We start from the raw sequence: 23,997 nt of genomic DNA, 5'->3' as shown, positions 1-23,997 counted from the left end.
CATGGTCCAGGGCGAGCGCTTCGCCGACCTGATGGCCGCGCTCTCGCAACTGCCCGCCTAGCGAGTGCTTTTCAAGCTTCGGGGCCAGAAGCCTTGCCCCCGGAAAACGTAGCCTCAAGGACCGATCGAGGAGGTTTGCCATGGCTGTTCGAGACATTCTGAAGATGGGCGATGCCCGCCTGCTGCGTGTGGCGCCACCCGTGCAGGCGTTCGACACGCCGGAGTTGCACGCGCTGGTCGTGGACTTGATCGACACCATGAAGACGGCCGACGGTGCCGGGCTTGCTGCGCCGCAGATCGGGGTCGATCTGGCGGTGGCGATCTTCGGCTTCACCCACAACGCGCGCTACCCGGACGCGCCCGAGGTGCCGTTCACGGTGCTGTGCAATCCGCAGATCACACCGTTGTCGGATGCGCAGGAAGAGGCCTGGGAGGGTTGCCTGTCGGTGCCGGGGCTGCGCGGCGTGGTGCCGCGCCATGCCAGCATCCGCTACACCGGCTTCGATCAGCACGGCCAGCCCATCGACCGTACGGTGCATGGTTTTCATGCGCGCGTGGTGCAGCATGAGTGCGACCACCTCATCGGCAAGCTCTACCCCATGCGCATGCTCGACTTCACCCGTTTCGGTTTTCTCGATGCGCTGGACGTGCCGAACTTGCCGGCGGATTGAGGGCCTGGGCGTTTTTTTGTAGGGGCCTGGAATAAACCTGCGCCCCTGCCGTCCATGCAGGTATTCCCAACCCTCATGGAGTGACCGATGACCATCCTGCAAGCCCGCCACACCCCACGCCTTGCCGCTGCCGCCTTGGCGCTCGCCGCGGTTTTCGCCGCCAGCACGGCCTGGGCCGAAACCCCGGCCGAGGCCGCCAAAGCCCGTATCGAGGCGATTGCCGCCGGCAATGTCGACGCCATCACCGCCGGCTACGGCCCGAATGCGCTGCTCGAATGGGTGGGCGGCCCGCTCGACGGGCGCTATGCGTCGATGGACGGCATCAAGGAAGCCTGGACCAAGTTCGCCAAGGCCAACGGCCCGCTGAAGGCCGATATCGACCATCTGCAGGAAGCCGCCAATCCCAAGGGCGCCACGGTGACCGCCGACGTGGTGTTCAAGGGCAAGGCCACGGTGCCGGTACGCTATGTGCTCACTTACCGCGATGGCAAGCTGGTCGATGAAATCTGGCAAATCGACCCCAAACTTGCCGCCAAGCCTGCTGGGTATTGAGCGCCCCCAGCAGTCCGCCAGCGGGCTCCCCCCCCGAGGGGGTCAAGAGAACTCGGGAGCGGCCCTTCGTTTTCTTGAGAGAACACAGAGATTGCTCCGAGGCGTGCTGACCCCAGGGGGTGGCACCCTCGCAGCAGTCCAACGTAGGGTGCTCATACTTTGCTTTTTTCTTGTCCCATGACCGATGCTTGACCGCCACCGCCTGCTGACCGAGCAGATTCCGCACCTGCGGCGCTACGCCAGGGTGCTGCATGGCGGCCGCATGGCCGATGCGGACGACCTGGTGCAGGACACGCTGGAGCGTGCCTTCAGCAAGTGGCTGTTGTGGCGCGGGGTGGGCAGTGTGCGGCCCTGGCTGTTTTCCATCATGCACAACCTGTTCATCGACCAATGCGCGGTGCGCGGCGGCGTCGGCGCGCCCGAGGCGCTGGACGATCTGCCCGAGGCCCTGCATCCCGCCCAGGCCGCCACCCAGGAACTTCACCTGCAGGCGCTGGACATGATTGCCGCCTTGCAACACCTGTCGGTGCCGCTGCGTGAGGTGCTGCTGCTGGTCGCGGTGGAAGACTTGAGCTATGCCGACGCCGCGCGCGCCCTGGGCGTCCCGATCGGCACCGTCATGTCGCGCCTGTCGCGTGCGCGCAGCCAGTTGCGCGCGCTCACCGACGGCGAGGCATCCGCCGCGCGGCCACCGCTGCGCGTGATCGAAGGTCAAAGGAGTTTGGGATGAGCGCACCGCGCCCCGACCGCGACACCCTCATGGCCTATGTCGATGGCCAGCTCGCATCCCCCCACCGCGCCGAAATCGAGCAGTGGTGCGCGCAAGACCCCGCGCTCGCTGCCGAGGTCGCCGCGCTGCAGGCGCAGCGCCAAGCCTTGCGCGACGCGCTCGATCCGCTGCTGGACGACCCCGTGCCCGCGCGTCTGCTGCTGCGCCCGGCGCCGCCGGCGCGGCATTGGGCGCAGGCGGCATCGGTGGCGCTGTGGCTGGGCGTGGGCGCGCTGGCCGGCAGCCTGGCCACGCGCAGCTTCATGCCGCAGCCGCAAGCCGTGGTGGCGCAGGCGCAGGACGAAGGCACCATGCACTTCGTGCGACAGGCCGAACTCGCCTACGCCGTCTACACTCCCGACCCGCGCCGCCCGGTGGAAGTGCGCAACGGCAGCGACCTCACCACCTGGCTGTCGCGCCGGCTCAATCGCGCCATCGTCGCGCCCGACGCCTTGCCCGGCGGCCTGGTGCTGATGGGCGGGCGCCTGCTTCCGGGCATGCCCGACAAACCCGCAGCCCAGCTCATGTACCAGGACGCGCAGGGCAAGCGCATCACCGTTTTCCTGCGCGCCATGGCCAAGCCCACGGCCGAAACCGGCTTTCGCATCGTCGACCACGACGGCACCTCCACCTTCTACTGGGTGGACCGCGACTGGGGCTACGCCCTCACCGGCGAGTTGCCGCGGGCGCAGATGTTGCAGGCCGCCAAGGTGCTGTACCAGCGTTATGCACCACGAGCACCCGATATGCAGCCCGATGCCGCGCGCCCCGCGCGGCCGATGTCCTGAAGTCCATTCCGCCTTCCGCTCCGATGGGGAAGTTTTCTCCAAACCTCTTGCCAGAACGAACCCACCATGACGACGAAACAACCCCTGCATCACGCTTCAGCGATCCCAGCCGTTCAAACGCCTGACCACGCACGACGCCACATTTTGCAAGCAGGACTCGCTGGTGCCGGCCTGCTTGTGGCCGGCTCCTGGCAGGCGGCAGTCGCGCAAACGTCCGCCATCCTCAAGGTCTATGGTCCTGGCGGCCCGGCTCCGGCCATGCATGAAGCCGCGACGGTTTTTGAGAAGACAAGCGGGGTGAAGATAGACGTGACCGCCGGCCCCACGCCCAAGTGGATCGACGCCGCGCGCAACGATGCCGACCTGATCTTCTCCGGCTCGGAAACCATGATGAGCGACTTCGTCACCGCCATGAACGGCCAGATCGACAGCAACGATGTCGAGCCGCTCTATCTACGTCCACTGGCCATCCTGGTGCGCCCGGGCAACCCCAAGCACATCCGCGGCTTCAAGAGCCTGCTCAAGCCCGGCGTCAAGGTGCTGGTGGTCAACGGTGCCGGGCAGAACGGCGTGTGGGAAGACGCCGCGGGAGGCCTCGGCGACATCCGCACCGTGCGAGCGCTGCGCAAGAACATCGTCGCCTTTCCCGGCAACAGCGCGCTGGCCAAGCAGACCTGGATCGATCATCCCGACATCGACGCCTGGCTGATCTGGAACATCTGGCAGGTGTCCAACCCCCAGCTTGCCGAGCAGGTGTCGGTGGAGCAACCCTACCGCATCTACCGCGACTGCGGCATCGCCCCAACCACGCGCGGCAAGCAGCAGCCGGCGGCGCAACAGTTCATCGCCTTCCTGCAGAGCAAGCAGGGCGCGGCTATTTTCAAGCGCTGGGGCTGGATGACGCAGGGCGCCTGAGCGGCTGTTCGCACGACGGCGCAAAAGCACTTGGTGGCCCTTCGTGTGGGGTTTCATCATCTTCGCGTTGTTTGCGTTTTTCGTCGAGTTCGTGTCCTACCTGCCGAGCTATGGCGGCTATGTGCGCTACATCGTCGGTATCGTCATCACCATGCTGGTGGGGCGCTGGGCCATCCTTGCACCGGACCGTTATCTGGAGCTGGAGCGGCAGAAGCTGACCGAGGCCTTGCCCGAGGCGCAGCGTCGCGAGGAACTGGGTTACGACGCCTGCCGCGCCTGCGGGGCCAAGGCCTCAGCAGGTTGAACTTCCAGTCGCCAAGCGGGCTCTGACAAGCGAGGTGACGGCACCCCGCTGTAGCACCTGCCTATGGCGCGCCCGGGCAGGCGGCGGTTCACCCGCTCTCACTCTGAAGGATAGTGACACGATGCAGGCATCCCGCAACAACCTTCTCTTCTGGGTCGGACGGCGCTGCTGGTCCTGGCTCTGCTGTGCTTGATCGTGATGGATGTTCTGGCGCGTTGGATGGGCGTTTTCGGCATGGGGCGTGGCTGCCGCCAGTCGTGGCGGGTGTCATGCTGATCATGCGCGTGTTGAACTGACGCGCTCTTGCACCATAGCCGACAGTTTCCCGCCATGAACGCCGCATTCTTGCGCCAGGCTTAAGGTCTTGCACTTTATTCGCGGATTTTGATCTTACACATAGGCCTGCCAGCCTTGCGCCCGGCAGGTGTGGGCTTCTGCAAGCCTGTGCCGGAGCGACTCGAGGGGAGATGGCCATGAACCACACGCTGACGTCCGCCGAGGTCTTGTCGACCGCCGGTGGCGGGGACATGCCAGCCAGACTGCTGGGCCTGGTGCGCGAAACCTATCTGGAATTGAACCGGCAGTCGGTCAAACCGGTGGCGGTGGACCTCGACACGGTGCTCGACCGCGACCTGGGCCTCGACAGCCTGGCGCGGGTGGAGTTGCTGATGCGCATCGAGCGTGCGTTCGGCCGACGCCTGCCCGAGGCGCTGCTCGCCCAGGCGCAAACCCCGCGTGATTTGCTGGCCGCCCTGCAGTCAGCCCCCAACCAGGCTGCGCCCCTGGCCCGTGCCCATTCGGCAACGCAAGAGGCAATGCAAGACCCCGCCGACCGCCCGGTCCACGCCACGACACTGCTCGAGATGCTGGACTGGCATGTCCAGCGCCACCCCGACCGCATCCAACTGGTGCTGCTGTCCGACACGGGTGAAACCCCGTTCACCTATGCCGAGCTGCTGCGCGGTGCCCGCACGGTGGCGGCGCGGCTGCAGCAGCTGGGGGTGACGCCGCAGCAGACCGTGGCCATCATGCTGCCGACCTGCGCCGATTACTTTTTCAGCTACTTCGGCATCCTGCTGGCCGGAGCGGTGCCGGTGCCGATTTATCCGCCCACGCGCTTGTCGCAAATCGAAGACCATGTCCGGCGCCATGCCCGCATCCTGGCCAATGCCCGCGCCCAGGTGCTGATCACGGTGGCCGAGGCGATGCCCGTGGCGCATTTGCTCGAAGCCCTGGTGCCCGGCCTGCGCCAGGTCATCACGCCGCAGCACGCGACGCAAAGCCTTCCGGCGTGGCAGCCGGTGCCGGTGCTGGCGGGTGACATCGCCTTCATCCAGTACACCTCCGGCAGCACCGGCGACCCGAAGGGCGTGGCGCTCACCCATGCCAATCTGCTGGCGAATATCCGCGCCATCGGCGAAGTGCTGCAACTCACCGCCGACGACGTGTTCGTCAGCTGGCTGCCGCTGTACCACGACATGGGTTTGATCGGCGCCTGGCTGTGCAGCCTGTACACCGGCAACCGTCTGGTGGTGATGTCGCCGCTGGCGTTTTTGCTGCGCCCGCAGGACTGGCTGTGGGCCATCCACCGCCACCACGGCACCCACACCGCGGCACCCAATTTCGCATACGAACTGTGCCTGCGCCATGTGCGCGCGCAGGACATCGACGGGCTCGATCTCAGCAGCCTGCGCGTCGCCGCCAACGGCGCCGAGCCCGTGAGCCCGGAAACCGTCACCCGCTTCGCCGAGCGCTTCGCCGCGTATGGCCTGCGGCCGCAGGCCATGACCCCGGTGTACGGTCTGGCCGAGTCCACCGTGGCGCTGCTGATCTCAAAGCCAGAGCACATGCCGCTGGTGGACTTCATCGACCGCGCCGTGTTCGAGCGCGAGCACCGCGCCCAGCCCGCCGTCTACCACGACCCGCATGCATTGCGCTTCGTTGCCTGCGGCCATCCGCTCCCCGGGCACCGCGTGCGCCTGGTGGACGCCGCTGGCGTCGAGGTGCCCGATCGTGTCGAAGGCCGGCTGGAATTCCAGGGTCCGTCGGCCACGGCCGGCTACTACCGCAGGCCTGACGAGACCCGCAAGCTGATGCACGACGGCTGGCTCGACAGCGGCGACCGCGCTTACCGCGCCGAGGGCGAGATCTACATCACCGGGCGGGTGAAAGACATCATCATCCGCGGCGGTCGCAACCTCTACCCCCACGAGATCGAGCAGGCTGTGGGCGAGCTGCCGGGCGTGCGCAAGGGCTGCGTGGTGGCCTTCGGCAGCGCCGACCCCATCAGCGGCACCGAGCGCCTGGTGCTGCTGGCCGAAACCCGCGAAAGCGGCCCGCAGGCGCGCGCGCGGCTGCGCGAAGCGGTGCAGCAGCGCGTCGTCGACGTGCTCGGCGAACCGGCCGACACCGTGGTGCTGGCGCCGCCGCATACGGTGCGCAAAACCTCCAGCGGCAAGCTGCGCCGCGCCGCCACGCGCGAGGTGTTCGAGCGTGGCGACATCGGCGCCCATTCGCGCCCGGTGTGGCGGCAGTTCGCCAGCCTGGGCTGGAACGCCGCGGCGCTGCGCGGCCGCCAAGCCACCGCGCAGGCCGGCCACATGGCTTACGCCGCCTGGTTCTGGCTGGTGTTCGCGCTGGTGGCGCCACCAGCCTGGCTGGCCGTGGCGCTGGCGCCGGACCCGGCGCGCGCCTGGGCGCGGGCGCGGGTTGCGGCGCACCTGCTGCTGCGCGGCATCGGGCTGAAGCTGCGCGTGCGCGGGCTGGAGGCCGTGCCGCTGCAAGCGCATATCGTCGTCGCCAACCATGCCAGCGACCTCGACGCGCTGATGCTGCTGGCGGCGCTGCCGGCGCCGCACCGCTTCGTCGCCAAGCGCGAACTGCTGCGCAATCCGGCGGTGCGCATTTTTCTGCAGAGGCTCGGCACGGTGTTCGTCGAGCGCTTCGACGCGCAACGCAGCGTGGCCGATGCCCACCACCTGACCGAGCTGGCAACGCGGGGCGTGTCGCTCTGCGTGTTTCCGGAAGGTACGTTCCGGCCCGAGCCGGGTCTGCTGGGCTTTCACCTCGGTCCCTTTGAGACCGCGGTGCAGGCGTGCATCGCCGTGGTTCCCGCCACCCTGCAGGGTACCCGCAAGGTATTAGGCGATGGCGAGCGCCTGCCGCATCACCACCCCGTCCAGCTCGACTTCGACGCGCCGATCCGCGCCGCCCAAGCGCCGGTCGAACCCTTCGCCGCCGCCGTGGCGCTGCGCGACGCGGCGCGTGCGGCGATGTCGCAGCGCCTGGGCGAGAAGGGGGAGGGCGCTGCCGTCGGCGCAACCCCGTGATGGCTCCCGCCGCTGCTGCCTCACCAAACGAATCCCCGTTCCCCGCAAGCTCAACCACTGCACCAGTCCATGACCGACACCGCAAATCCCAATGACCCCGGGGCGAACGACGCCAGCAAGATCGATCTGCAAGCCGCCTGGATCCGTCGTTCCACGGCCGACATCCAGGCCTTCGTCGAAGGCCTGGCCGCGCGCCTCGAGGGCGACCTTCCGGGGCAGGTGGATGTCGTGCGCAAGCGCGACGGCCTGTTCGCCAAGGCCAGCCATGTGCAGAGCATCGTGGTGCGGACCGAGGACTTCCATTACCTGCTCGACAAACAGCCCTCAGGCGTGCGCACGCAGCGTGCCAGGGTGGTGGGCGGCGTCATCCTCAAGCGCGAGGAGCTGAGTCTGGCGGCATGGATGGAAAACCTGCTTGCCGCCTTGTTCTCGCAGTCCGGCGAGTTGCAGCGCGCCAGCCAGTCGCTGCACGATTTTTTGATGAACTGAACCCGCACACCACAGGAGAGCCGCATGTCGATCTGGGATCAACTCAAGAAACGCGTCGAGGACGTGGCGCAGGACGCGCGGCATGCGGTGGACGGGCTGACCGCCACCGCCCACGGCCTGGTTGCGCCGCGCGGCCTCACGCCCGACGAAGTGGCGCGGCAACAGGCCTGGGCCGACGCCCTGCCGCATGCCGACCTGCCCGCCTTCGTCAAGGCTAGGTTGGGCGCCACGGCGCGGCGCGAGCTGCCCTGGATCAGCACCGCGACCCCGGCCGAGATGCTGGCGCAACGCAGCCACGGCATCGAGCCCGTGGGCACGGTCACGGGCAATTGCTGGTACCACTTCGGCTACTCCTGGTCCGACGGGCAGTACGACGGCTGGCACCAGGCCATCGACCGCCTGCGCCTGGAAGCCACACTCCTGGGCGCGAATGCCGTGGTGGACGTGCAGCTCCACGGGCAGCGCGGGCAGAACCCGACCGACATGGACTATGCCCTGAGCGGCACCGCGGTGCGCATCCGCGGCCTGCCGCCGTCGATCGAGCCGGCGCTGGCCACGGTGTCGGCGCTGCATTTCGTGCGCCTGCTGGACGATGGCGCGGTGCCGGTGGGCATCGCCATCGGCGCCCACTTCGATTGGTACATCGCCGGGGCGCAGTCCTATGCAAGCTTTGCCCCTTATGGCCAGCAGGGCTTCAGGCCCGGGCTTGGCTATGGCGGCGGTTATGGCAACGCTGGCGTCGGCAATCCCTGGATGAATGCGGAACTCACCGACCTCTCGGCCTTTCAGCAGCATGTGCGGCGCAGCGCGCTGGAGCATTTGCGCAGCGACGGCCAGCGCCTGCAGGCCTCGGTGCTGGCGCACACGCAGTATTCCGAGTTGTTCCGCGAAGAGGGCGGCAACGAGGAGCCGCCGCGCTATCTCTGCCGCCACATCGCCATCGGCACGGCCGTGGCTTACGACCGCGACCGCCCGCCCAAGGCCAGCCTGACGCCGACGTTCAGTCTGGCCGACCGCCAACTCGAAGCCCCGCCGACGCAACCTTGAATCCAGCCTCGACCCCAGCCTTCACTCCACCAGGACGACCCATCATGACCGATATGACCGAACCCGTAGAACAAGCCGCCGAGCAGCTCGCTCCGCATGCCGTCGAGCGCCTCAAGGGCTTGCGCTCGCAAGGCAGCCACGAAGGCATCTTCACCTCCGACCTGTCGGTGAATGAATTCGTCATGGTGCGCCAGGCCGGCTTCGAGCCGCTCGGCCTGGTGGTCGGTTCCTGCGTCTACCACCTCGGCATCCAGTACGGCCAATGGTCGACGAACATGGAAATGGACGTGCTGTCGCAGGCCATGTACCAGGCGCGCGAACTGGCCATGAGCCGCATGGAGCAAGAGGCCATCCTGCTGCGGGCCGACGGCGTGGTCGGCCTGCGGCTGGAGGTCAAGCGCATGGAGTGGGACAAGGACATTCTGGAGTTCATGGCCATCGGCACGGCCATTGCGCACCGCACCGGCGATCCCGGTTTCAAGGGCGTGGGCGGCAAACCTTTCACCTCCGACCTGTCGGGCCAGGACTTCTGGATGCTGCTCAAGTCCGGCTACCGGCCGATGGAAATGGTGATGGGCTCCTGCGTCTACCACGTCGCCCACCAGGGCGCGCTGCGCTCGCTCGGCAATATCGGCAACAACGTCGAGCTGGGGCAGTTCACCCAGGCCATGTACGACGCCCGCGAACTGGCGATGGAGCGCATGCAGCACGAGGCTGCGGCGGCGCAGGCCGATGGCGTCACCGGGGTGCAGTTGCACGAAGGCTCGCACAACTGGCAGCCGCATGTCATCGAGTTCTTCGCCATCGGCACGGCGGTGAAGGCGATGGACAAGGCCGACGCCATGGTGGATGCGCTCAATCCCCAACTCGTCATTCCAGTCAACGACTGAAGCCCGTTCAACCGCTCAGGAGAAATCACCATGTCCATGTTCAAGCACGCCGCCGAAATCCTGGAAGCCAGGGTCAACACCTTCCTCAACCGCGCCGACGATCCGGCGCAGACCCTGGACCTGTCTTACGAAAAAATGATCACCACGTTGCAGGACACCAAGCGCCACCTGGCCGACGTGATCACCGAGCGCATCTCGCTGGAAAACCAGATGGCCGCGGCCAAGCGCGACAGCGACAAGGCCGAGGCCGACGCCCGCATGGCGCTGCAGGCCCAGCGCGAAGATCTGGCCCGCGCCGCGCTGGCCGAAAAACAGTCCGCGCTGCAGAAAATCGACGCGCTGCAACAGGCGCACGACAGCATTGCGACGCAGGCGGAAAAACTCACCGCTTACGAGACCCGATTGCAGGATCGCATCGAGCAATTCCGTACCCAGAAAGAGGTGATGAAAACCCAGATGACCGCCGCTGCCGCCGAAGTGGGCGTGTCGGAATCGCTCTCCGGCCTGGGCACGGGCCTGGCCGATGCGGGCGACGCCATGCGCCGCGCGCAGGACAAAACGGCCCAAATGCAAGCCAAGGCCGAGGCGATGGAAGGCATGACCGAGGCCGGCATCCTGAGCGACCCGCTGGACGCGCGCGACAGCACCGAAAAGGAACTCGACAAGCTGCGCAGCACCACCGGCGTCGATGCTGACCTGGCGAGGCTCAAGGCCGAGATGGCGACGCCGAAATAGGCGGCGTCCGCCATGAACTGGATCGGCGTGCATGTCGATGGCTTGCTCGCCGTTTACGCCGGCTTGGTGATCGTCGCGGTCGGCTTGCTGACGCTGCGCCAGGCACTGCGGCGCAGTAGCAAGCCGCCAAAGCCAGCGCGGAAATCCGGTGCGTTGCGTGCGGGCAAACGCAGCGGTCAGGGACTGTTCCATGCCGCGACGGTTGAGCAGACTTGTCAGGGGGTCGGTGGCTGCATGGCGTTCGAGCTGCGCGTGCAGATGCGATTGGCGCAGCGCGACTTCACTGAGTTGCACAAAAGCCTGAAACGGCGCCAGGCCGATGCGCTCGAAATAATCGTCCGCGTCGGCATAAAACACCACCACGCCATATTGGCCGGATTGCCGCAGATGCAGGGGCAGCGCCATGGCCTGCCGAAACCCGAATCGGGCAGCCGCCTCATGCCAGGCCGTCGGCGCAGAGAGCGGGTCGGCAGACGCCTGGATCCAGTTCGTCGTCTGGTGCAGCAAGGCCTGAAAAACGGGTTCCTGGACCGTCGGGATGCCGCGATGAATCCGCAGCGCCTGCGCATAGGCCCGCGCTGGGCCGGCCATGATCTGGGGCTCGATGCTGGTGACGTCTTGCTCGCCAAGCCAGATCCAAGCCAGGCGAATAGGCGGACAGGCGCCGACGAGATCATGGCAAAGCCGCTGCAAGACGGCGCAAGGATCGTTGGTCTGCTCCAGGTGCGTCGAGAACTTCACCAGGACTTGCAGCAAGGCCTCGCGTTCTTGTAAATCTGCAAAGACCTGCGGCGTGGGCAATGTCGGCTTCTGGAGCGCGCACGCTTCGTGGGCTTGGGCATGCTCCGGGGGCGGCACATGACTCGCTACCGTGGTCGGGGCGACCTCCCGACAACAAGAAATCGCCATGCTCAGTTCACCCTGGTTCGATGCTCGTCCAGCAAGGCGTAGGCGCGTCGCTGGAAGACATCAGCCTGCGGACCATCGATGAAAAGGCGGACGAACTTGCAGGACGCATCGATCGCGGCTTTCAGGGACGCTGGATCGTCCTGAGCAAGCTCGAATTTCTGCAGCAGTTTGGCCTGAGCGCCGAACATCTGCCGAACCAGTGCCATGAGTAGCGGCTTGCGGTCCGATTCCTGGATGTCGGCCCATTCCAAGGGCGGCTCTGCGGGCTGGGCCACGGCCTGGAGAAAACCCTCGTCCAACAGCATCGACAAGCTGGCTTGGCTGCGCAACGGATCCGTGCTGGCCGACAAAAGGTCGCGGGCTGTCCGCTGGCCATCGGCCAAGATCAGCAGGCTGCGAATGGGAGGGGGTAGATGATGGGCACGAGACACCACCTCATCACGGCCTTTCGGTGTCTTCTCCAGAATCCAATGCGGCTGCACAGGGTGTCTCATGGCGGGATCTCCCAGGCTCAGGCCAGTTCCTCGATGATGCGAAACAGCAACCGCACCGTGATGGCAACGTAGATTGCGCCGAACAAAAAGATGATGGCGACGAACATGCGAATGGCGTTGGCAGGCAGGCTCCCGAAGAATGGCGTCGCCAGATAACCGAGTGCGAACAGGCCGACCAGCATCGTGAGCGTCCTCCAGGTCTTGCCCACCATGCCGCCCGGCACTTTGCTGCGCAGCATCACGATTTCGGCGAAGCCATAGATCATGATGGCGATGCCCAAAGCATCGATGAGAAACGGGGTATCGATCTGAACATTCATGACACGCTCCCAGGTTGAAAAATTGCGAAATATCAATCATTAGGGCTTGATTCGTCATCAAGTTGTCAGGATTGTTCTGTGTCTGCCGAATATAAAGGAGAGGTATTTTCCCCAGCACTGTGAATTTTTCGGGGAATGCGTGATATTTTTCACGAATGGCGCCTCAGTGGCGTTTGCACTCTGTCGTGGACCTTGTGGCGCACCTAGACTGCCGCACCAGGCCGCACCAGGCCGCACGGGACATTGCACGTCCCGCCATATTCGGACACAAGACAGCCACGAACCGAATCAGCCCCCAACTTGGAAACCCTTCCGCCCGTCCTGGCCCAAGCCATCGATCCCGACGGCTCTCAAACCGAGCGAACCGACTTGCTGCGTGTGCGCAGCTTGTTCGCCCTGGGTTATGCAATCTGCATGATGCTGACTCTGGTGTTGTTCGGCGTTTACGCCATACTGCACTGGCAGGCGCAGCAGCGCAGCCTGAACACCCGGCTGGCTTCCAATGCCCAACTTCTGGCCAGTGCCACGCAGGGCCGGCTGGGCCAATACACGGTGCTGGCGGACGCTCTGGCAGCGAGTTTGCGGCGCAATCCGCGGTTGTTGGCCAACCCGGCGAAACTCGAGCACCGGCTCATGCAGGCGAGGACCGGCATGGCGGGCACGGCCATCCTGCGCGTGGTCGATGCGCAGGGCGTGATCCTTGGCGCCACGGCGGCGCTGGGCCCGGCATTCGAGTTGCGCAACACTCCGCAAATCTGGGCCGGCCTGTTGCAGGCGCGCAGCCTGGGCCGTCCGGTGGTGGGGCCGCTGGTGCGTGTGCCGGCCTTGGGCATGTGGGTTTTGCCGCAAGTCCATTTCTATCCGGCCAAGGGCCAGACACCCGCGTTCTGGATCGGTGTCGGAATCGACCGCGAGGCCTTCAACCGATTCTGGGGCGGTTTGATGTCCCGGCAAATGGGTTCAAACCGCCTGCGTCAGTCCGAGGCTTTCATCCTGGTGCGGCAGGATGGCTATGTGCTGGCGCGCTGGCCTGACGTTCCTGCGGCGCAGTTCACCGCCTATTACACCCGTCCGCAAACCGGCATCCTGGTGCGTTCGCTGCAGGCGAACGAGGGCTTGTCGGGAACAGCCTTTCATGGGGTGGTGCACTCCATCAACCAGGAGCGCCGGGGCTACTGGGCGCGTCTGGGGCCAGGTGCCCCGGATCTGGCGGTCTCGGTGTCACTGCCGGCCTCCGTGTTGTGGTCGGATTACTGGCGGACGTTGGCCCCCACGGCGGCCGCTGCCCTGTTGATCCTGGCCACGCTGACCCTGGCCTATGTGCTGTTGCAGCAGCGCATGCGCACGGAGGCCCAAGCCATCAACGCCCGCCATGAGGCGCTGCTTTCGTACAACGGGCAGTTGCGTCAACTTGCCGACAAGGACTATCTCACCGCCCTGCCCAACCGCCGGTACCTGATGGCCCAACTGGGCAGGCTGTGCGACGCCGGGGCAAGGGAAGAGGCGCTGCGCTTCGCCGTCGCCATTCTGGATCTGGACGACTTCAAACGCGTCAATGACACCCGCGGACACACCGAGGGAGACAAGTTCCTCAAAGTCTTGTCACGCAGGCTGCAGCAGGCGTTGCGTGAAGGCGATGTGATCGTGCGTCTGGGTGGCGACGAGTTCGCGATCCTGCTGCAGGGCCTCACCCAGGGATGCGACGCCATGCAGGCTTGCCAGCGCCTGGTGGACTGTGCCCGCACGCGGGTGGAACTCAACCCGCAAGACGCCGTGCAGGTGACCGCCAGCCTGGGCCTGGCGCTTTACCCGGAGGATGGCACCGAGCCCGAAGCCCTGTTGCGCCACGCCGATCAGGCCATGTATGCCGCCAAGCTGGGCGGCAAGAATCTGGTGCAGCGCTTCGCGCCCCGGATGGAAGAGGCAGCCCACGCCCAGCAAAGCGCCTTCGACCTGCTGCGCCAGGCGCTGACCGAGCATTGGCTGTGCCTGCACTACCAGCCTGTGGTGGGCATCAGCGGTCGCGAAGTTGGCCGAGTGATCGGCGTGGAGGCGCTGCTGCGTATCCGCCACCCGGAGCAAGGCGTGCTGGCGGCACAATCCTTTATCAGTGCGCTGGACGCGCCGCATCTCGCCCGGCCGGTGGGGCGCTGGGTGTTGCAGCAGGCGCTGGGCCAGGCCCAATTCTGGAACGCGCAGGGGCTGGAGTTGCGCGTGATGGTGAACATCAGCACACTGCACTTCCTCGACTCCGCCTGGCTGGATGATCTGCGCGAAGCGCTCGCCGGGCACCCCGGGGTGCGGCCGGGACAGATCGAGATCGAACTCACCGAATCGGGCGCGCTGCGCGACCTGGACCTGGCGGCGGAGGTGATGCGGGCGAGCGTCGCCGCCGGCGTGCGTGTTGCGCTCGACGACTTCGGCCAAGGCGAAACCACACTACGCTACCTGCAGCGCTTGCCGACGCACGCCATCAAGATCGACCAGGCGTTCGTGCGCGACATGATCGACGATCCGCGCGACTACGCCATCGTCGCCGGCTTGCTGCACATAACCACCTTGATGGGGCTGTTCACCGTGGCCGAAGGTGTGGAAGATCTCGACACCTTGAACCTGTTGGCCTCGCTGGGTTGCTCCTACGCACAAGGGTACGGCATTGCCCGGCCCATGCCCGCGGAGGAACTGCCCGCGTGGATCCAGGCGTGGAGGCCGCCGATATTGCCCCGGCTTTCGGTGCATGCCTCGCCCAATCTGCCCGAAATTCAGCGGCAGCGCTTCACCCGGCTTTATGCCGCGGCCGAGGGCAGCATACCGTTCCCGCAGCGGGTGATGGAGGCCGATGCCGAACGCTTTTGTCACCTCGGGCAGTGGTTGCATGGTGCCGGACAGTTCTTCTATGGCAACGACCCCCGCTATGCCGATTTCCACCGCCGCCACGCGCAAATCCACGCCCTGGCGCGACGCGCGAAGGTCGCAGCCGATGCCGGCGATCACGCTGAAGCCTTGAGCTTGGTGCGCCAAGCCCAGGTAATCAACGACGCATTGGTCGACGAGGTGGAAAGGATTGTGCGCGGCGAGCCATCGATCGCCGGTGGTCTTTCACCGCAATAAATCCGACCTGGGCCTGGCCTCCACCGTGCGTGTTCAGTGACTTTGAGGTGGACTAGGATTGAAAACCCGGCGGCACATAACAACGACAGAAACACAGGGATACGGACGGACGCCGGGTGCAACCCGGCATTCCTATCCTACGGAGACGCAGATGAACCAAATTGCTTCGGCTGAAGCCCGGGCTTACGCCCCCGCCTATGTCAAAAACACCCGCCTGATCGAATGGGTCGGGCAGATCGCCGCGCTCACCGCTGCCAAGGCCATTCACTGGTGCGACGGCAGTGACGCCGAATACAACCAGCTTTGCCAGCAACTGGTCGACGCCGGCACCTTCAAGAGGCTGAACCCCGCCAGACGCCCCAACAGCTTTTTGGCCTGCTCGGATCCGTCCGATGTGGCGCGGGTGGAAGACCGCACCTTCATCTGCAGCCGCAACCAGGACGACGCCGGCCCGACCAATAACTGGATGGCCCCGGCCGAGATGCGCGCGCTGCTGCAGACCGGCGAGCGCGCCCTGTTCAAGGGCTGCATGCAAGGCCGCACGCTCTACGTCATACCGTTCAGCATGGGGCCGCTGGGCTCGCCCATTTCGCATCTCGGCGTCGAGCTGTCGGACTCGGCCTATGTCGCCGTCAACATGAAGCGGATGACCCGCATGGGCCGCCCCGTGGTCGATCTCCTCGGCACCGATGGCCGCTTCGTGCCCTGCGTGCACAGCGTGGGCGCGCCGCTGCAGCCGGGGCAGCGTGACGTGCCCTGGCCCTGCAATGCGCAGAAGAAGTACATCGTCCACTACCCCGAAACCCAGGAGATCTGGTCTTACGGTTCGGGCTACGGCGGCAACGCGCTGCTGGGCAAGAAATGCTTCGCCCTGCGCATTGCCTCCACCATGGGGCGCGACCAGGGCTGGCTGGCCGAGCACATGCTCATCCTCGGCGTGACCACGCCGGCCGGGCGCAAATACCACGTCGCCGCCGCATTCCCCAGCGCCTGCGGCAAGACCAATTTCGCCATGCTCATTCCACCCGCCGCCATGGGCGGCTGGACGGTCACGACCATCGGCGACGACATCGCCTGGATCAAACCCGGCAGCGATGGCCGGCTCTACGCCATCAACCCCGAAGCCGGCTACTTCGGCGTGGCTCCTGGGACCAACTTCGAGACCAACCCCAACTGCATGCGCAGCCTGGAGCACGACGTGATTTTCACCAACGTCGCCCTCACCGACGATGGCGACGTCTGGTGGGAGGGCATGGGCCCGGCGCCGCAACATGCGATCGACTGGCAAGGGCGCGACTGGACGCCAGCCATCGCGAAGGAAACCGGCGCCAAAGCCGCCCATCCGAACTCCCGCTTCACCGTCGCGGCGACCAACAACCCGGCGCTCGACCCGGCCTGGGACGACGCCTCCGGCGTGCCGATCGACGCCTTCATTTTCGGCGGCCGCCGCTCCACCACCGTGCCCCTCGTCACCGAGGCGCGCAACTGGATGGAAGGCATCTATATGGGTGCCACGCTCGGCTCCGAAACCACCGCCGCGGCGGTCGGCCAGCAGGGCGTGGTGCGCCGCGACCCCTTCGCCATGCTGCCGTTCTGCGGTTACAACATGGGCGACTATTTCCAGCACTGGCTGGACATGGAATCCCGGCTTGCTTCGCAGGGCGCGACGCTGCCCAGAATCTTCTGCGTCAACTGGTTCCGCAAGGGCGCCGATGGCCAGTTCGTCTGGCCGGGCTACGGCGAAAACGCCCGCGTGCTGAAGTGGATGATCGAGCGCATCGAGGGCAAGGCCGCCGGCGAGAACCACCTGTTCGGCATCAGCCCACGGTATGACGACCTCGACTGGGGCGGGCTGGATTTCAGCCGCGAGCGCTACGCCAGCATCACCTGCGCCGACCCCGCTTCCTGGCAGGCTGAGTTGAAACTGCATGACGAGTTGTTCAAGCTCCTGGCCGCACGTCTGCCGGCGTCGCTGAAAAACGCCCGGCAGGCGATGGAAGAAGGCTTGGCTGGCTAGAGCATCCTGGTCGCAGCGGAAAACAGCGCACCCCTACACTGCCCCCTGTTTTCCATGAGGCGATGCGATGCTCAGCTTTGAGATTCCCGACTTCGGCACCCTGCACCTGGACCAGTTGGTGCTGGACTTCAACGGCACCCTGGCCAGCGATGGCCTGCTCCTGCCCGGCGTGGCCGAGCGCTTGGCATGGCTGGCCAATGACCTGACGGTGCATGTCATCACCGGCGACACCAACGGCACGGCGGCCGCGCAACTGGACGGCTTGGACTGCAGGCTGCATGTGTTGCCGCCCACCGATCAGGCGCGCATCAAGCGCGACTACGTGCTGGCGCTGGGCGCTGCCGGCGTGGTGGCGATCGGCAACGGCCGCAACGATGCGCGCATGCTGCAAGCCGCCGCGCTGGGCATTGCCGTGCTGGGCGAGGAAGGGTGCGCTGCGGCGACCCTGGCGGCGGCCGATGTGCTGACGCGCTCGATCGACGGCGCGCTGGAGTTGCTGCTGCGCCCGCAGCGTCTGGTGGCGTCCTTGCGGGCATGACATGCAAGCTCGCGCGACCAGGACGCGCGCGAGCTTGCGCCAGGCCCCCGGTCGCCGCCGCCGTGGGCCTGGCGTGCTGCGCTTCTCAGACCAACTGCCTCAGACCAACTGCACGTCGACCTTGCGCGGCTTGGCGTGCTCGGCCTTGGGGATGCGCAGGTCCAGCACGCCGTCCTTCAGCTTGGCGGCAATGCCGCTGGCGTCGAGTTCGCGCGACAGCGTGAAGCTGCGCTCCCAGGCGCTGCTGCGCAGCTCGGCGTAATACGGGTCCATGCCCTGGGGCAGCGCGATGGCGATGTCGCCGCGCAGCGTCAGGGTGTCGCCCTCGACCTGCACGTGCAAGGCCTCGCGCGGCACACCGGGCATGTCGGCGTACAAGGTGATGCCATCGGCATCCTCGATGATGTCCACGCGCGGCGACAGTGGCTGGGCCTGACGTGCGGCGGTTGGAACGTTTTGGGTTTCGCGTTGTACGACTTCGGTGCTCATGATGGTGTCCTCCAGATCAGTTGATGGCGATGCGGCGGGGCTGCAAGGCGGCCTTGCGGGCGATGCGCACGCGCAGCACGCCGTCGGTGTAGCGGGCCTCCACCTGCGCCGGGTCGACGTCGTCGGGCAGGCTGATGACGCGGCGGAAGACGCCGTCGAAGCGCTCCTCGGCGTAGACCGACCCACCCTTGGGCGGCTCGGCCAGTTTGCGCTCGCCGGCCAGGGTCAGCAGGTTGCTGTCGACCGTCACGTCGAGCTTGCTAGCATCCAGTCCGGGGGCGAAGGCATAGACTTCAACCGCGTCGGCCGTGGAGCCGATATTGATGGCCGGAAAGGCCGAGCCGCCCGCAGCGCGGATGCTGGTGGGCAGGCCGAAGCTGCGTTCCATCTCGCGCTGAAGGTGATCGAGATCGGCGAACAGGCTCGCCGGGGTCCGAAATAATGTGGCAACCATGATGCGTGCTCCTTGTTCAAGAAAGAAGGCGGGTCGGGCACATAGCCCGACTCCAACGATGACGAAGCTCACGGCCGACCGCTACGGGCTGGCTGGATCTCGGAGGCGATGTTGGCCGCGGTTTGATGCGGATCAGTCGCTCCAGTCACCAAGTCGTCCCACAATGGGACTTGAAACCCGGCACGGTCGAACCGATTTGCTGTTGAACTGGTATTTGCGAGCACCTGCATGAAATTCAAGGACTACTACCAAACTCTGGGCGTCGACCGCGGCGCCGGCGACGACGAGATCAAGCGCGCCTACCGCAAGCTGGCGCGCAAATTCCATCCGGACGTGAGCAAGGAGCCGAAGGCGGAGGAGCGCTTCAAGGAACTGGGCGAGGCTTACGAGGTGTTGAAAGACCCGGAGAAGCGCGCCGCCTACGACCGTCTCGGCGCCAGTTATCAGGCCGGCCAGGACTTTCAGCCGCCGCCCGACTGGGGCAGCGGCTTCGAGTACTCGGGCGCCGCGCCGCAGGGCGGGCAAGGCATGAGCGCCGAGGAGGCGGCTGCCTTCAGCGACTTTTTCGAGTCACTGTTTGGCGGTGCCGAACGCGGTCGCAGTTCATCTCAAGCGTATGCGGCGCGTTCCGCGCGGCCGGCCGATCACCACGCGCGCATCGCCATCGACCTGGACGACGCCTACCACGGCGTCGAGCGCAGCATCACCCTGCAAAGCCCGCAGGTGGACGCCGCGGGCCATGTCGTGATGCAGGAGCGCAGCCTGAACGTGAAGATTCCGCGCGGCGTGCGCGAGGGCCAGCGCCTGCGCCTTGCCGGCCAGGGCGCACCGGGGCCGGATGGGCGCAGCGGCGACCTGTATCTCGAAATCCACTTCAAGCCGCATTCCTGGTACCGCGTGGTCGACAAGGACCTGTATCTCACCCTGCCGGTGGCACCCTGGGAAGCGGCGCTGGGCGGCGAGGTGACCGCCCCCACGCCCGCCGGCAAGGTGGACGTGAACATTCCCGCAGGTTCGCAAAGCGGGCGCAAGTTGCGTCTCAAGGGGCGGGGTTTGCCAGCCGCCGAGCCGGGCGATCTGTACATCGAACTCAAGGTGGTGCTGCCGCCGGCGGACAGCCCGAAAGCGGTCGAGGCCTACAAGCGCCTGGCCACCGAGTTGCGTTTCAACCCGCGCCTGCATCTGGGCGTTTGACGGGAGTTTGAATCATGCAAACCCATGCTTTGGCCTGCACGACCATGGATGAAGGTGTGTTGCTCGAATTGCGCGACCTCACCCGTGCCTGCGCCCAACCGGAAACCTGGGTGATGGAACTGGTGCAAGTGGGCATCCTGGAGCCGTTGCCAGGCGCGGCGCACAAACCCGGCAAACCGGGCAAGCCGGGAGATTGGCGATTTTCGGGGCAGGCCCTGTTCACCGCGCGCAAGGTGCAGCATCTGCAACAGGACCTGGGGGTGAACCTGGAAGGCGCCGCCCTGGCGCTGGAGTTGATGCAGCAGCTCGACGAACTGCGCGCCCGGCTGGCACGCGCCGGGGTGGCCGACTGACGGCTGCGGAAGTTTCAGCCCCGCTCAGTTCGCCAGCGCTTCGAGCAGCTCGTTTTCCAGCGCGATCTGGGATTTTTCGTTGCCCAGATTCTGCTCCTGGGCTTGCAGCAGAAAGGTGTCTTCGACGCGCTCGCCCAGGGTCATGATCTTGGCGAGCTGCACGCTGATGCCGCGCGCTGCCAGCACCCGGGCGATGGCGAAGAGCAGGCCGGTGCGGTCGCTGGCGCGCACACTGAGGATCCAGCGCTGGCCGCGCTCGTCGGGCCGCAGTTCCACCCGGGGTTGCACCGGGAAATGGCGCACGCGGCGCGAGACGCGGCCACGCACCGGCTCGGGCAGGGGGCCACGTGCGGCGAGGGTGCGGGCCAGTTCCACTTCGACCATGGAAATGAGTTCGCGGTAATGCTCGGACAGATGCGGCTCGACCACGATGAAGCTGTCCAGCGCCCAGTTGCTGCGCGTGGTGTGGATCTTGGCGTCGAGAATGCTGAAATTGTGGCTGTCGAAAAAGCCGCAAATGCGCGCGAACAAATCCGGCTGGTCGGGACAGTACACCAGCACCTGCAGACCCTCGCCGAAGGGCGCCAGGCGGGAGCTGACCACGGGGTCGGCGCTTTGCACGCGGCGCATGAGCTGGCGGGTGTGCCAGGCGACATCGGCGGGTTCGTGGCGCAGGAAATAGCTGGAATCCAGCGTGTCCCACAGCGCCTTGGCGCCGTGCTCGTCGATGCCGTAGAGGTTGAGCAGGCGGCGTGCCTCCTGCTGGCGCTGCTGCAATTCGGCCTGCGGGTTGGGCGCCTGGCCGCCGAGCACGCGCAGGGTGGCGCGGTAGAGGTCTTCCAGCAGCTTGGCTTTCCAGCCGTTCCACACCTTGGGGCTGGTGCCGCGAATATCGGCCACGGTCAGCAGGTAGAGCGCCGTGAGGTGAGGCTCGTCGCCCACGCTCTGGGCGAAGCGGGTGACGACCTCGGGGTCGCTCAGGTCTTCCTTTTGCGCCACGCGCGACATGGTGAGGTGATGCTCGACCAGGAAGGCGACGAATTCGGTGTCCTCCGTGCTCAGCCCATGGGCTTTGCCGAAGCGCCGCACCTCGGTCGTACCGAGGGTGGAGTGATCGCCACCGCGGCCCTTGGCGATGTCGTGGAACAGCGCGGCGAGCACCAGGCGCCAGGGTTTTTCCATGCTGGCGGCGAGTTGGGAGCAAAACAGATATTCGTGCGCGTGTTCGAGGATGAAAAAGCGCCGCACATTGCGCACCACCATGAGGATGTGCTGATCCACGGTGTAGACGTGGAACAGGTCGTGCTGCATCTGCCCGACGATGCGCCGGAACACGCGCAGATAGCGCCCGAGCACGCTGGTGCGGTTCATCAGGCGCAGCGCGTGCGTCACGCCCTGTGGCGACTGGATGATGCGCAGGAACAGCGCGTGGCTACGTGGACTGCGGCAGAACGCGGCGTCCATGCGCTCGCGGGCGTGGTAGAGCGCGCGCAGGGTGGGCGCGGTGAGGCCGCGTATGCCGGGCGCCTGGGTGAACACCACGAAGGTTTCGAGGATGGCAGGCGGGTCGCGCTCGTAGAGCGATCGGTCGGCCGGCTCCAGACGGCCATCCTTGTCGAGGAAACGGCCGTCTTCGATGTCCTCGATCTGCGTGATGGGTACGCCCGGCTGCGCCGCCAGTTCCGGCCAGAGCCGGCCTTCGATGGTCAGCAGCACGATCTGGTTGAGCTGCTCCACCGCCTTGGCGGCCCAGTAGTAATGCTGCATCAAGCCTTCGCCGGCGCGCTTGGTCGGATCGGGCTTCAAGCCGAGCGAGCTGGCAACGGCGGTTTGCAGGTCGAACACCAGACGGTCTTCGCGCCGCCCGGCAACCAGGTGCAGATGCGCGCGGATGCGCTTGAGGGTGCGCTCGTTGGCCTGGATCTTGTGGGCCTCGTAGCTGCTCAGCACGCCGCTTTTGCGCAATTGCTGCCAGCTTGCGCCCAGGCGGGCAGCGCGCGCCACCCACAGCAGCATTTGCAGATCGCGCAGGCCGCCGGGGCTTTCCTTGCAGTTGGGTTCCAGCGCGTAGGGCGTGTTCTCGAACTTGGCGTGGCGTTGGCGCATTTCCAGCATCTTCGCCTGGAAGAAGGCGCGTGGGTCGAGGTGCGCCTTGAAGGCCTTGCGGAAGCGGCGCACCAGCGCGGCGTCGCCAACCAGGGCGCGTGCTTCGAGCAGCGTGGTTTGCACCGTCACGTCCTGCGCGGCCTCTTCGATGCAGGCCTGCACCGTGCGCACGCTGGGGCCGATTTCGATGCCGGCGTCCCAGCAGGAGGCGACGAAGCGCTCGGCGGCCTGCTGGGTGGCTTGCCCGGTGGCATCCGGCAGCAGGATGAGCACATCCACGTCGGAATAGGGAAACAATTCGCCGCGACCGAAACCGCCCACGGCGAGCAGGGCGGTGTCGGCCGGCATCCCGGCTTCGGCCCACAGGGTTCGCAGCGACTGGTCCGCCGCGCGCGACAAGCCTTGCACCAGGCCGCTGACGCGCTGTGGGTGGACGGTGAAGTCGGCCAGCAGAGCCTGCCGTGCATCGCGCCAGGCGCGGCGCATGTCGACGGTGGAGATCGGCTCGGGGACGACGACCGCGGATTCGGAGGTCAGGCTGGTGGGCGGGAATGACACCGGATGCTTCAGGCGGCGTTGGCGAACTCGCGCACGAACTCGGGCGGGGCAGGCGTGCCGGCCGAGACCGTGAGCACTTCATAGCTGCTGTCCGTGACCAGCACGGTGTGCTCCCATTGCGCCGACAGCGAGCGGTCCTTGGTGACGATGGTCCAGCCGTCGGACATTTCGCGAATGTCGCGCCGCCCGGCGTTGATCATCGGCTCGATGGTGAAAATCATGCCGGCGCGCAGTTCTTCCAAGGTGCCTGGGCGGCCGTAATGCAGCACCTGCGGGTCTTCGTGGAACATGCGGCCAATGCCATGGCCGCAGAACTCGCGCACCACGCTGTAGCCGGCGCCCTCGGCAAAAGCCTGGATGGCGTGGCCGATGTCGCCCAGGCGCATGCCGGGCCGCACCCGCACGATGCCGTGCCACATGGCTTCATACGTGATCTGGCACAGGCGCTGCACATGGCCGGGCACCTTGCCGACGAGAAACATGCGGCTGGTGTCGCCGTGAAAACCGTCCTTGATGACGGTGACGTCGATGTTGATGACGTCGCCGTCCTTCAACACCTTGTCGCCCGGAATGCCGTGGCAGACCACATGGTTCACCGAGGTGCAGATGGACGCCGGGTAGGGGGTGTAGCCGGGGGGGGCGTAGTTCAGCGGGGCGGGAATGGCCTGCTGCACATTGACGATGTAATCGTGCGCCAGACGGTCGAGCTTGCGCGTGGTGATGCCGGGCTTCACATGCGGCGCGAGGTAGTCCAGCACCTCGGAGCCGAGCCGGCCAGCCACCCGCATCTTGGCGATATCGTCAGGGGTTTTGATCGAAATACTCATGGTGGATGAATTATCTCACCGCTCATGCGGCCCGGCAGGCCTGGAGCCGGCAGCCGCGTTCGCAGCGGGGCGGCCCCCTAAAATGCGCAGCGCGCAGGCCCCGCCTGCCCCGGCGCGCATCGCCCCGCTCCAAGTCGC

22 protein-coding genes and 1 pseudogene are annotated in these 23,997 nt (G+C 66.3%); 17 read left to right on the top strand and 6 right to left on the bottom strand.

Annotated elements, in window-relative coordinates; translation table 11 throughout:
* Positions 1–140 precede the first annotated feature (140 nt).
* From def to ACYCUK_RS12815, 12 genes and pseudogenes are all read left to right on the top strand, one after another.
* Positions 141–671, top strand: a complete 531-nt coding sequence (def, locus tag ACYCUK_RS12870; protein WP_461595144.1) for a peptide deformylase — start codon at positions 141–143, stop codon at positions 669–671.
* 87 nt (positions 672–758) lie between these two features.
* Positions 759–1,223, top strand: coding sequence for a nuclear transport factor 2 family protein (locus tag ACYCUK_RS12865; RefSeq protein ID WP_461595143.1), 465 nt, complete (start codon positions 759–761; stop codon positions 1,221–1,223).
* A 184-nt stretch (positions 1,224–1,407) separates the two neighbouring features.
* Positions 1,408–1,953, top strand: a complete 546-nt coding sequence (locus ACYCUK_RS12860; protein WP_461595142.1) for a sigma-70 family RNA polymerase sigma factor — start codon at positions 1,408–1,410, stop codon at positions 1,951–1,953.
* Complete coding sequence (locus ACYCUK_RS12855) at positions 1,950–2,780, top strand: anti-sigma factor family protein (protein ID WP_461595141.1); 831 nt, start codon at positions 1,950–1,952, stop codon at positions 2,778–2,780. Before ACYCUK_RS12860 ends, ACYCUK_RS12855 begins: the two co-directional genes overlap by 4 nt.
* 144 nt (positions 2,781–2,924) lie before the next feature.
* Positions 2,925–3,695, top strand: a complete 771-nt coding sequence (locus ACYCUK_RS12850; protein ID WP_461595140.1) for a substrate-binding domain-containing protein — start codon at positions 2,925–2,927, stop codon at positions 3,693–3,695.
* 4 nt (positions 3,696–3,699) lie between these two features.
* Positions 3,700–3,960, top strand: a pseudogene (locus tag ACYCUK_RS12845) (serine endopeptidase); the annotation flags it as partial.
* Positions 3,961–4,472: 512 nt separating this feature from the next.
* Positions 4,473–7,328, top strand: a complete 2,856-nt coding sequence (locus ACYCUK_RS12840; protein WP_461595139.1) for an AMP-binding protein — start codon at positions 4,473–4,475, stop codon at positions 7,326–7,328.
* Positions 7,329–7,397: 69 nt separating this feature from the next.
* On the top strand, positions 7,398–7,817 hold the full coding sequence (locus tag ACYCUK_RS12835) for a hypothetical protein (protein WP_461595138.1): 420 nt from the start codon (positions 7,398–7,400) through the stop codon (positions 7,815–7,817).
* Between the two features lie 24 nt (positions 7,818–7,841).
* Positions 7,842–8,864: a hypothetical protein gene (locus ACYCUK_RS12830; protein ID WP_461595137.1), complete on the top strand. Its 1,023-nt coding sequence runs from the start codon at positions 7,842–7,844 to the stop codon at positions 8,862–8,864.
* A gap of 44 nt (positions 8,865–8,908) precedes the next feature.
* A complete protein-coding gene (locus ACYCUK_RS12825) occupies positions 8,909–9,754 on the top strand; it encodes a heavy metal-binding domain-containing protein (RefSeq protein WP_461595136.1) in 846 nt (281 codons plus the stop codon).
* A gap of 30 nt (positions 9,755–9,784) precedes the next feature.
* The gene (locus tag ACYCUK_RS12820; RefSeq protein WP_461595135.1) at positions 9,785–10,489 is read left to right on the top strand and encodes a PspA/IM30 family protein; all 705 of its coding nucleotides are present in this window, start codon (positions 9,785–9,787) and stop codon (positions 10,487–10,489) included.
* A gap of 84 nt (positions 10,490–10,573) precedes the next feature.
* On the top strand, positions 10,574–11,263 hold the full coding sequence (locus ACYCUK_RS12815; protein ID WP_461595134.1) for a hypothetical protein: 690 nt from the start codon (positions 10,574–10,576) through the stop codon (positions 11,261–11,263).
* A gap of 137 nt (positions 11,264–11,400) precedes the next feature.
* Here the strand turns inward: ACYCUK_RS12815 and ACYCUK_RS12810 are convergent, their stop codons facing one another.
* Positions 11,401–11,892 carry a hypothetical protein gene (locus ACYCUK_RS12810; protein ID WP_461595133.1) on the bottom strand — a complete coding sequence of 164 codons (492 nt, stop codon included), beginning with the start codon at positions 11,890–11,892 and terminating at the stop codon, positions 11,401–11,403.
* A 17-nt stretch (positions 11,893–11,909) separates the two neighbouring features.
* Complete coding sequence (locus ACYCUK_RS12805; protein ID WP_461595132.1) at positions 11,910–12,212, bottom strand: hypothetical protein; 303 nt, start codon at positions 12,210–12,212, stop codon at positions 11,910–11,912.
* A 300-nt stretch (positions 12,213–12,512) separates the two neighbouring features.
* Here ACYCUK_RS12805 and ACYCUK_RS12800 point away from each other — a divergent pair, with 300 nt between their 5' ends.
* The 3 genes from ACYCUK_RS12800 to ACYCUK_RS12790 all read left to right on the top strand — a co-directional run bounded on the left by ACYCUK_RS12800 (position 12,513) and on the right by ACYCUK_RS12790 (position 17,878).
* Positions 12,513–15,323: an EAL domain-containing protein gene (locus ACYCUK_RS12800; protein ID WP_461595131.1), complete on the top strand. Its 2,811-nt coding sequence runs from the start codon at positions 12,513–12,515 to the stop codon at positions 15,321–15,323.
* 151 nt (positions 15,324–15,474) lie between these two features.
* Positions 15,475–17,340 (top strand): phosphoenolpyruvate carboxykinase (GTP), encoded by a 1,866-nt coding sequence (locus ACYCUK_RS12795; RefSeq protein WP_461595130.1) that lies wholly within the window; start codon positions 15,475–15,477, stop codon positions 17,338–17,340.
* Positions 17,341–17,407: 67 nt separating this feature from the next.
* Positions 17,408–17,878, top strand: coding sequence for an HAD family hydrolase (locus ACYCUK_RS12790; protein ID WP_461595129.1), 471 nt, complete (start codon positions 17,408–17,410; stop codon positions 17,876–17,878).
* 99 nt (positions 17,879–17,977) lie between these two features.
* Here ACYCUK_RS12790 and ACYCUK_RS12785 read toward each other — a convergent pair whose 3' ends face one another.
* A complete protein-coding gene (locus ACYCUK_RS12785; RefSeq protein WP_461595128.1) occupies positions 17,978–18,367 on the bottom strand; it encodes an Hsp20/alpha crystallin family protein in 390 nt (129 codons plus the stop codon).
* Positions 18,368–18,383: 16 nt separating this feature from the next.
* Entirely contained in the window at positions 18,384–18,821 is a 438-nt protein-coding gene (locus ACYCUK_RS12780) for an Hsp20/alpha crystallin family protein (RefSeq protein ID WP_461595127.1), read from the bottom strand.
* A gap of 228 nt (positions 18,822–19,049) precedes the next feature.
* Between ACYCUK_RS12780 and ACYCUK_RS12775 the strand changes: the two genes are divergently transcribed.
* Both ACYCUK_RS12775 and ACYCUK_RS12770 read left to right on the top strand, forming a co-directional pair.
* Entirely contained in the window at positions 19,050–20,015 is a 966-nt protein-coding gene (locus ACYCUK_RS12775; protein WP_112486676.1) for a DnaJ C-terminal domain-containing protein, read from the top strand.
* 14 nt (positions 20,016–20,029) lie between these two features.
* On the top strand, positions 20,030–20,368 hold the full coding sequence (locus ACYCUK_RS12770) for a chaperone modulator CbpM (RefSeq protein WP_112486675.1): 339 nt from the start codon (positions 20,030–20,032) through the stop codon (positions 20,366–20,368).
* A 24-nt stretch (positions 20,369–20,392) separates the two neighbouring features.
* On the opposite strand, the gene ACYCUK_RS12765 is transcribed toward ACYCUK_RS12770, so the two are convergent.
* Both ACYCUK_RS12765 and map read right to left on the bottom strand, forming a co-directional pair.
* Positions 20,393–22,975 (bottom strand): [protein-PII] uridylyltransferase, encoded by a 2,583-nt coding sequence (locus ACYCUK_RS12765; RefSeq protein ID WP_461595145.1) that lies wholly within the window; start codon positions 22,973–22,975, stop codon positions 20,393–20,395.
* A 65-nt stretch (positions 22,976–23,040) separates the two neighbouring features.
* On the bottom strand, positions 23,041–23,859 hold the full coding sequence (gene map / locus ACYCUK_RS12760; RefSeq protein WP_112486674.1) for a type I methionyl aminopeptidase: 819 nt from the start codon (positions 23,857–23,859) through the stop codon (positions 23,041–23,043).
* Positions 23,860–23,997 lie beyond the last annotated feature (138 nt).

Source organism: Thiomonas sp., assembly GCF_054608695.1.
This window is presented reverse-complemented; position numbering and strand designations above follow the sequence as displayed.

What these genes read in the sequence shown, in the direction of transcription:
- ACYCUK_RS12790 (WP_461595129.1), top strand. Translation starts at nt 17,408, where the DNA reads ATGCTCAGCTTTGAGATTCCCGACTTCGGCACCCTGCACCTGGACCAG.
- ACYCUK_RS12860 (WP_461595142.1), top strand. Translation starts at nt 1,408, where the DNA reads ATGCTTGACCGCCACCGCCTGCTGACCGAGCAGATTCCGCACCTGCGG.
- ACYCUK_RS12820 (WP_461595135.1), top strand. Translation starts at nt 9,785, where the DNA reads ATGTCCATGTTCAAGCACGCCGCCGAAATCCTGGAAGCCAGGGTCAAC.
- ACYCUK_RS12770 (WP_112486675.1), top strand. Translation starts at nt 20,030, where the DNA reads ATGCAAACCCATGCTTTGGCCTGCACGACCATGGATGAAGGTGTGTTG.
- map (WP_112486674.1), bottom strand. Translation starts at nt 23,859, where the DNA reads ATGAGTATTTCGATCAAAACCCCTGACGATATCGCCAAGATGCGGGTG.
- ACYCUK_RS12805 (WP_461595132.1), bottom strand. Translation starts at nt 12,212, where the DNA reads ATGAATGTTCAGATCGATACCCCGTTTCTCATCGATGCTTTGGGCATC.
- ACYCUK_RS12810 (WP_461595133.1), bottom strand. Translation starts at nt 11,892, where the DNA reads ATGAGACACCCTGTGCAGCCGCATTGGATTCTGGAGAAGACACCGAAA.
- ACYCUK_RS12785 (WP_461595128.1), bottom strand. Translation starts at nt 18,367, where the DNA reads ATGAGCACCGAAGTCGTACAACGCGAAACCCAAAACGTTCCAACCGCC.
- ACYCUK_RS12795 (WP_461595130.1), top strand. Translation starts at nt 15,475, where the DNA reads ATGAACCAAATTGCTTCGGCTGAAGCCCGGGCTTACGCCCCCGCCTAT.
- ACYCUK_RS12865 (WP_461595143.1), top strand. Translation starts at nt 759, where the DNA reads ATGACCATCCTGCAAGCCCGCCACACCCCACGCCTTGCCGCTGCCGCC.
- ACYCUK_RS12775 (WP_112486676.1), top strand. Translation starts at nt 19,050, where the DNA reads ATGAAATTCAAGGACTACTACCAAACTCTGGGCGTCGACCGCGGCGCC.
- ACYCUK_RS12780 (WP_461595127.1), bottom strand. Translation starts at nt 18,821, where the DNA reads ATGGTTGCCACATTATTTCGGACCCCGGCGAGCCTGTTCGCCGATCTC.
- ACYCUK_RS12855 (WP_461595141.1), top strand. Translation starts at nt 1,950, where the DNA reads ATGAGCGCACCGCGCCCCGACCGCGACACCCTCATGGCCTATGTCGAT.
- ACYCUK_RS12835 (WP_461595138.1), top strand. Translation starts at nt 7,398, where the DNA reads ATGACCGACACCGCAAATCCCAATGACCCCGGGGCGAACGACGCCAGC.
- ACYCUK_RS12840 (WP_461595139.1), top strand. Translation starts at nt 4,473, where the DNA reads ATGAACCACACGCTGACGTCCGCCGAGGTCTTGTCGACCGCCGGTGGC.
- def (WP_461595144.1), top strand. Translation starts at nt 141, where the DNA reads ATGGCTGTTCGAGACATTCTGAAGATGGGCGATGCCCGCCTGCTGCGT.
- ACYCUK_RS12830 (WP_461595137.1), top strand. Translation starts at nt 7,842, where the DNA reads ATGTCGATCTGGGATCAACTCAAGAAACGCGTCGAGGACGTGGCGCAG.
- ACYCUK_RS12825 (WP_461595136.1), top strand. Translation starts at nt 8,909, where the DNA reads ATGACCGATATGACCGAACCCGTAGAACAAGCCGCCGAGCAGCTCGCT.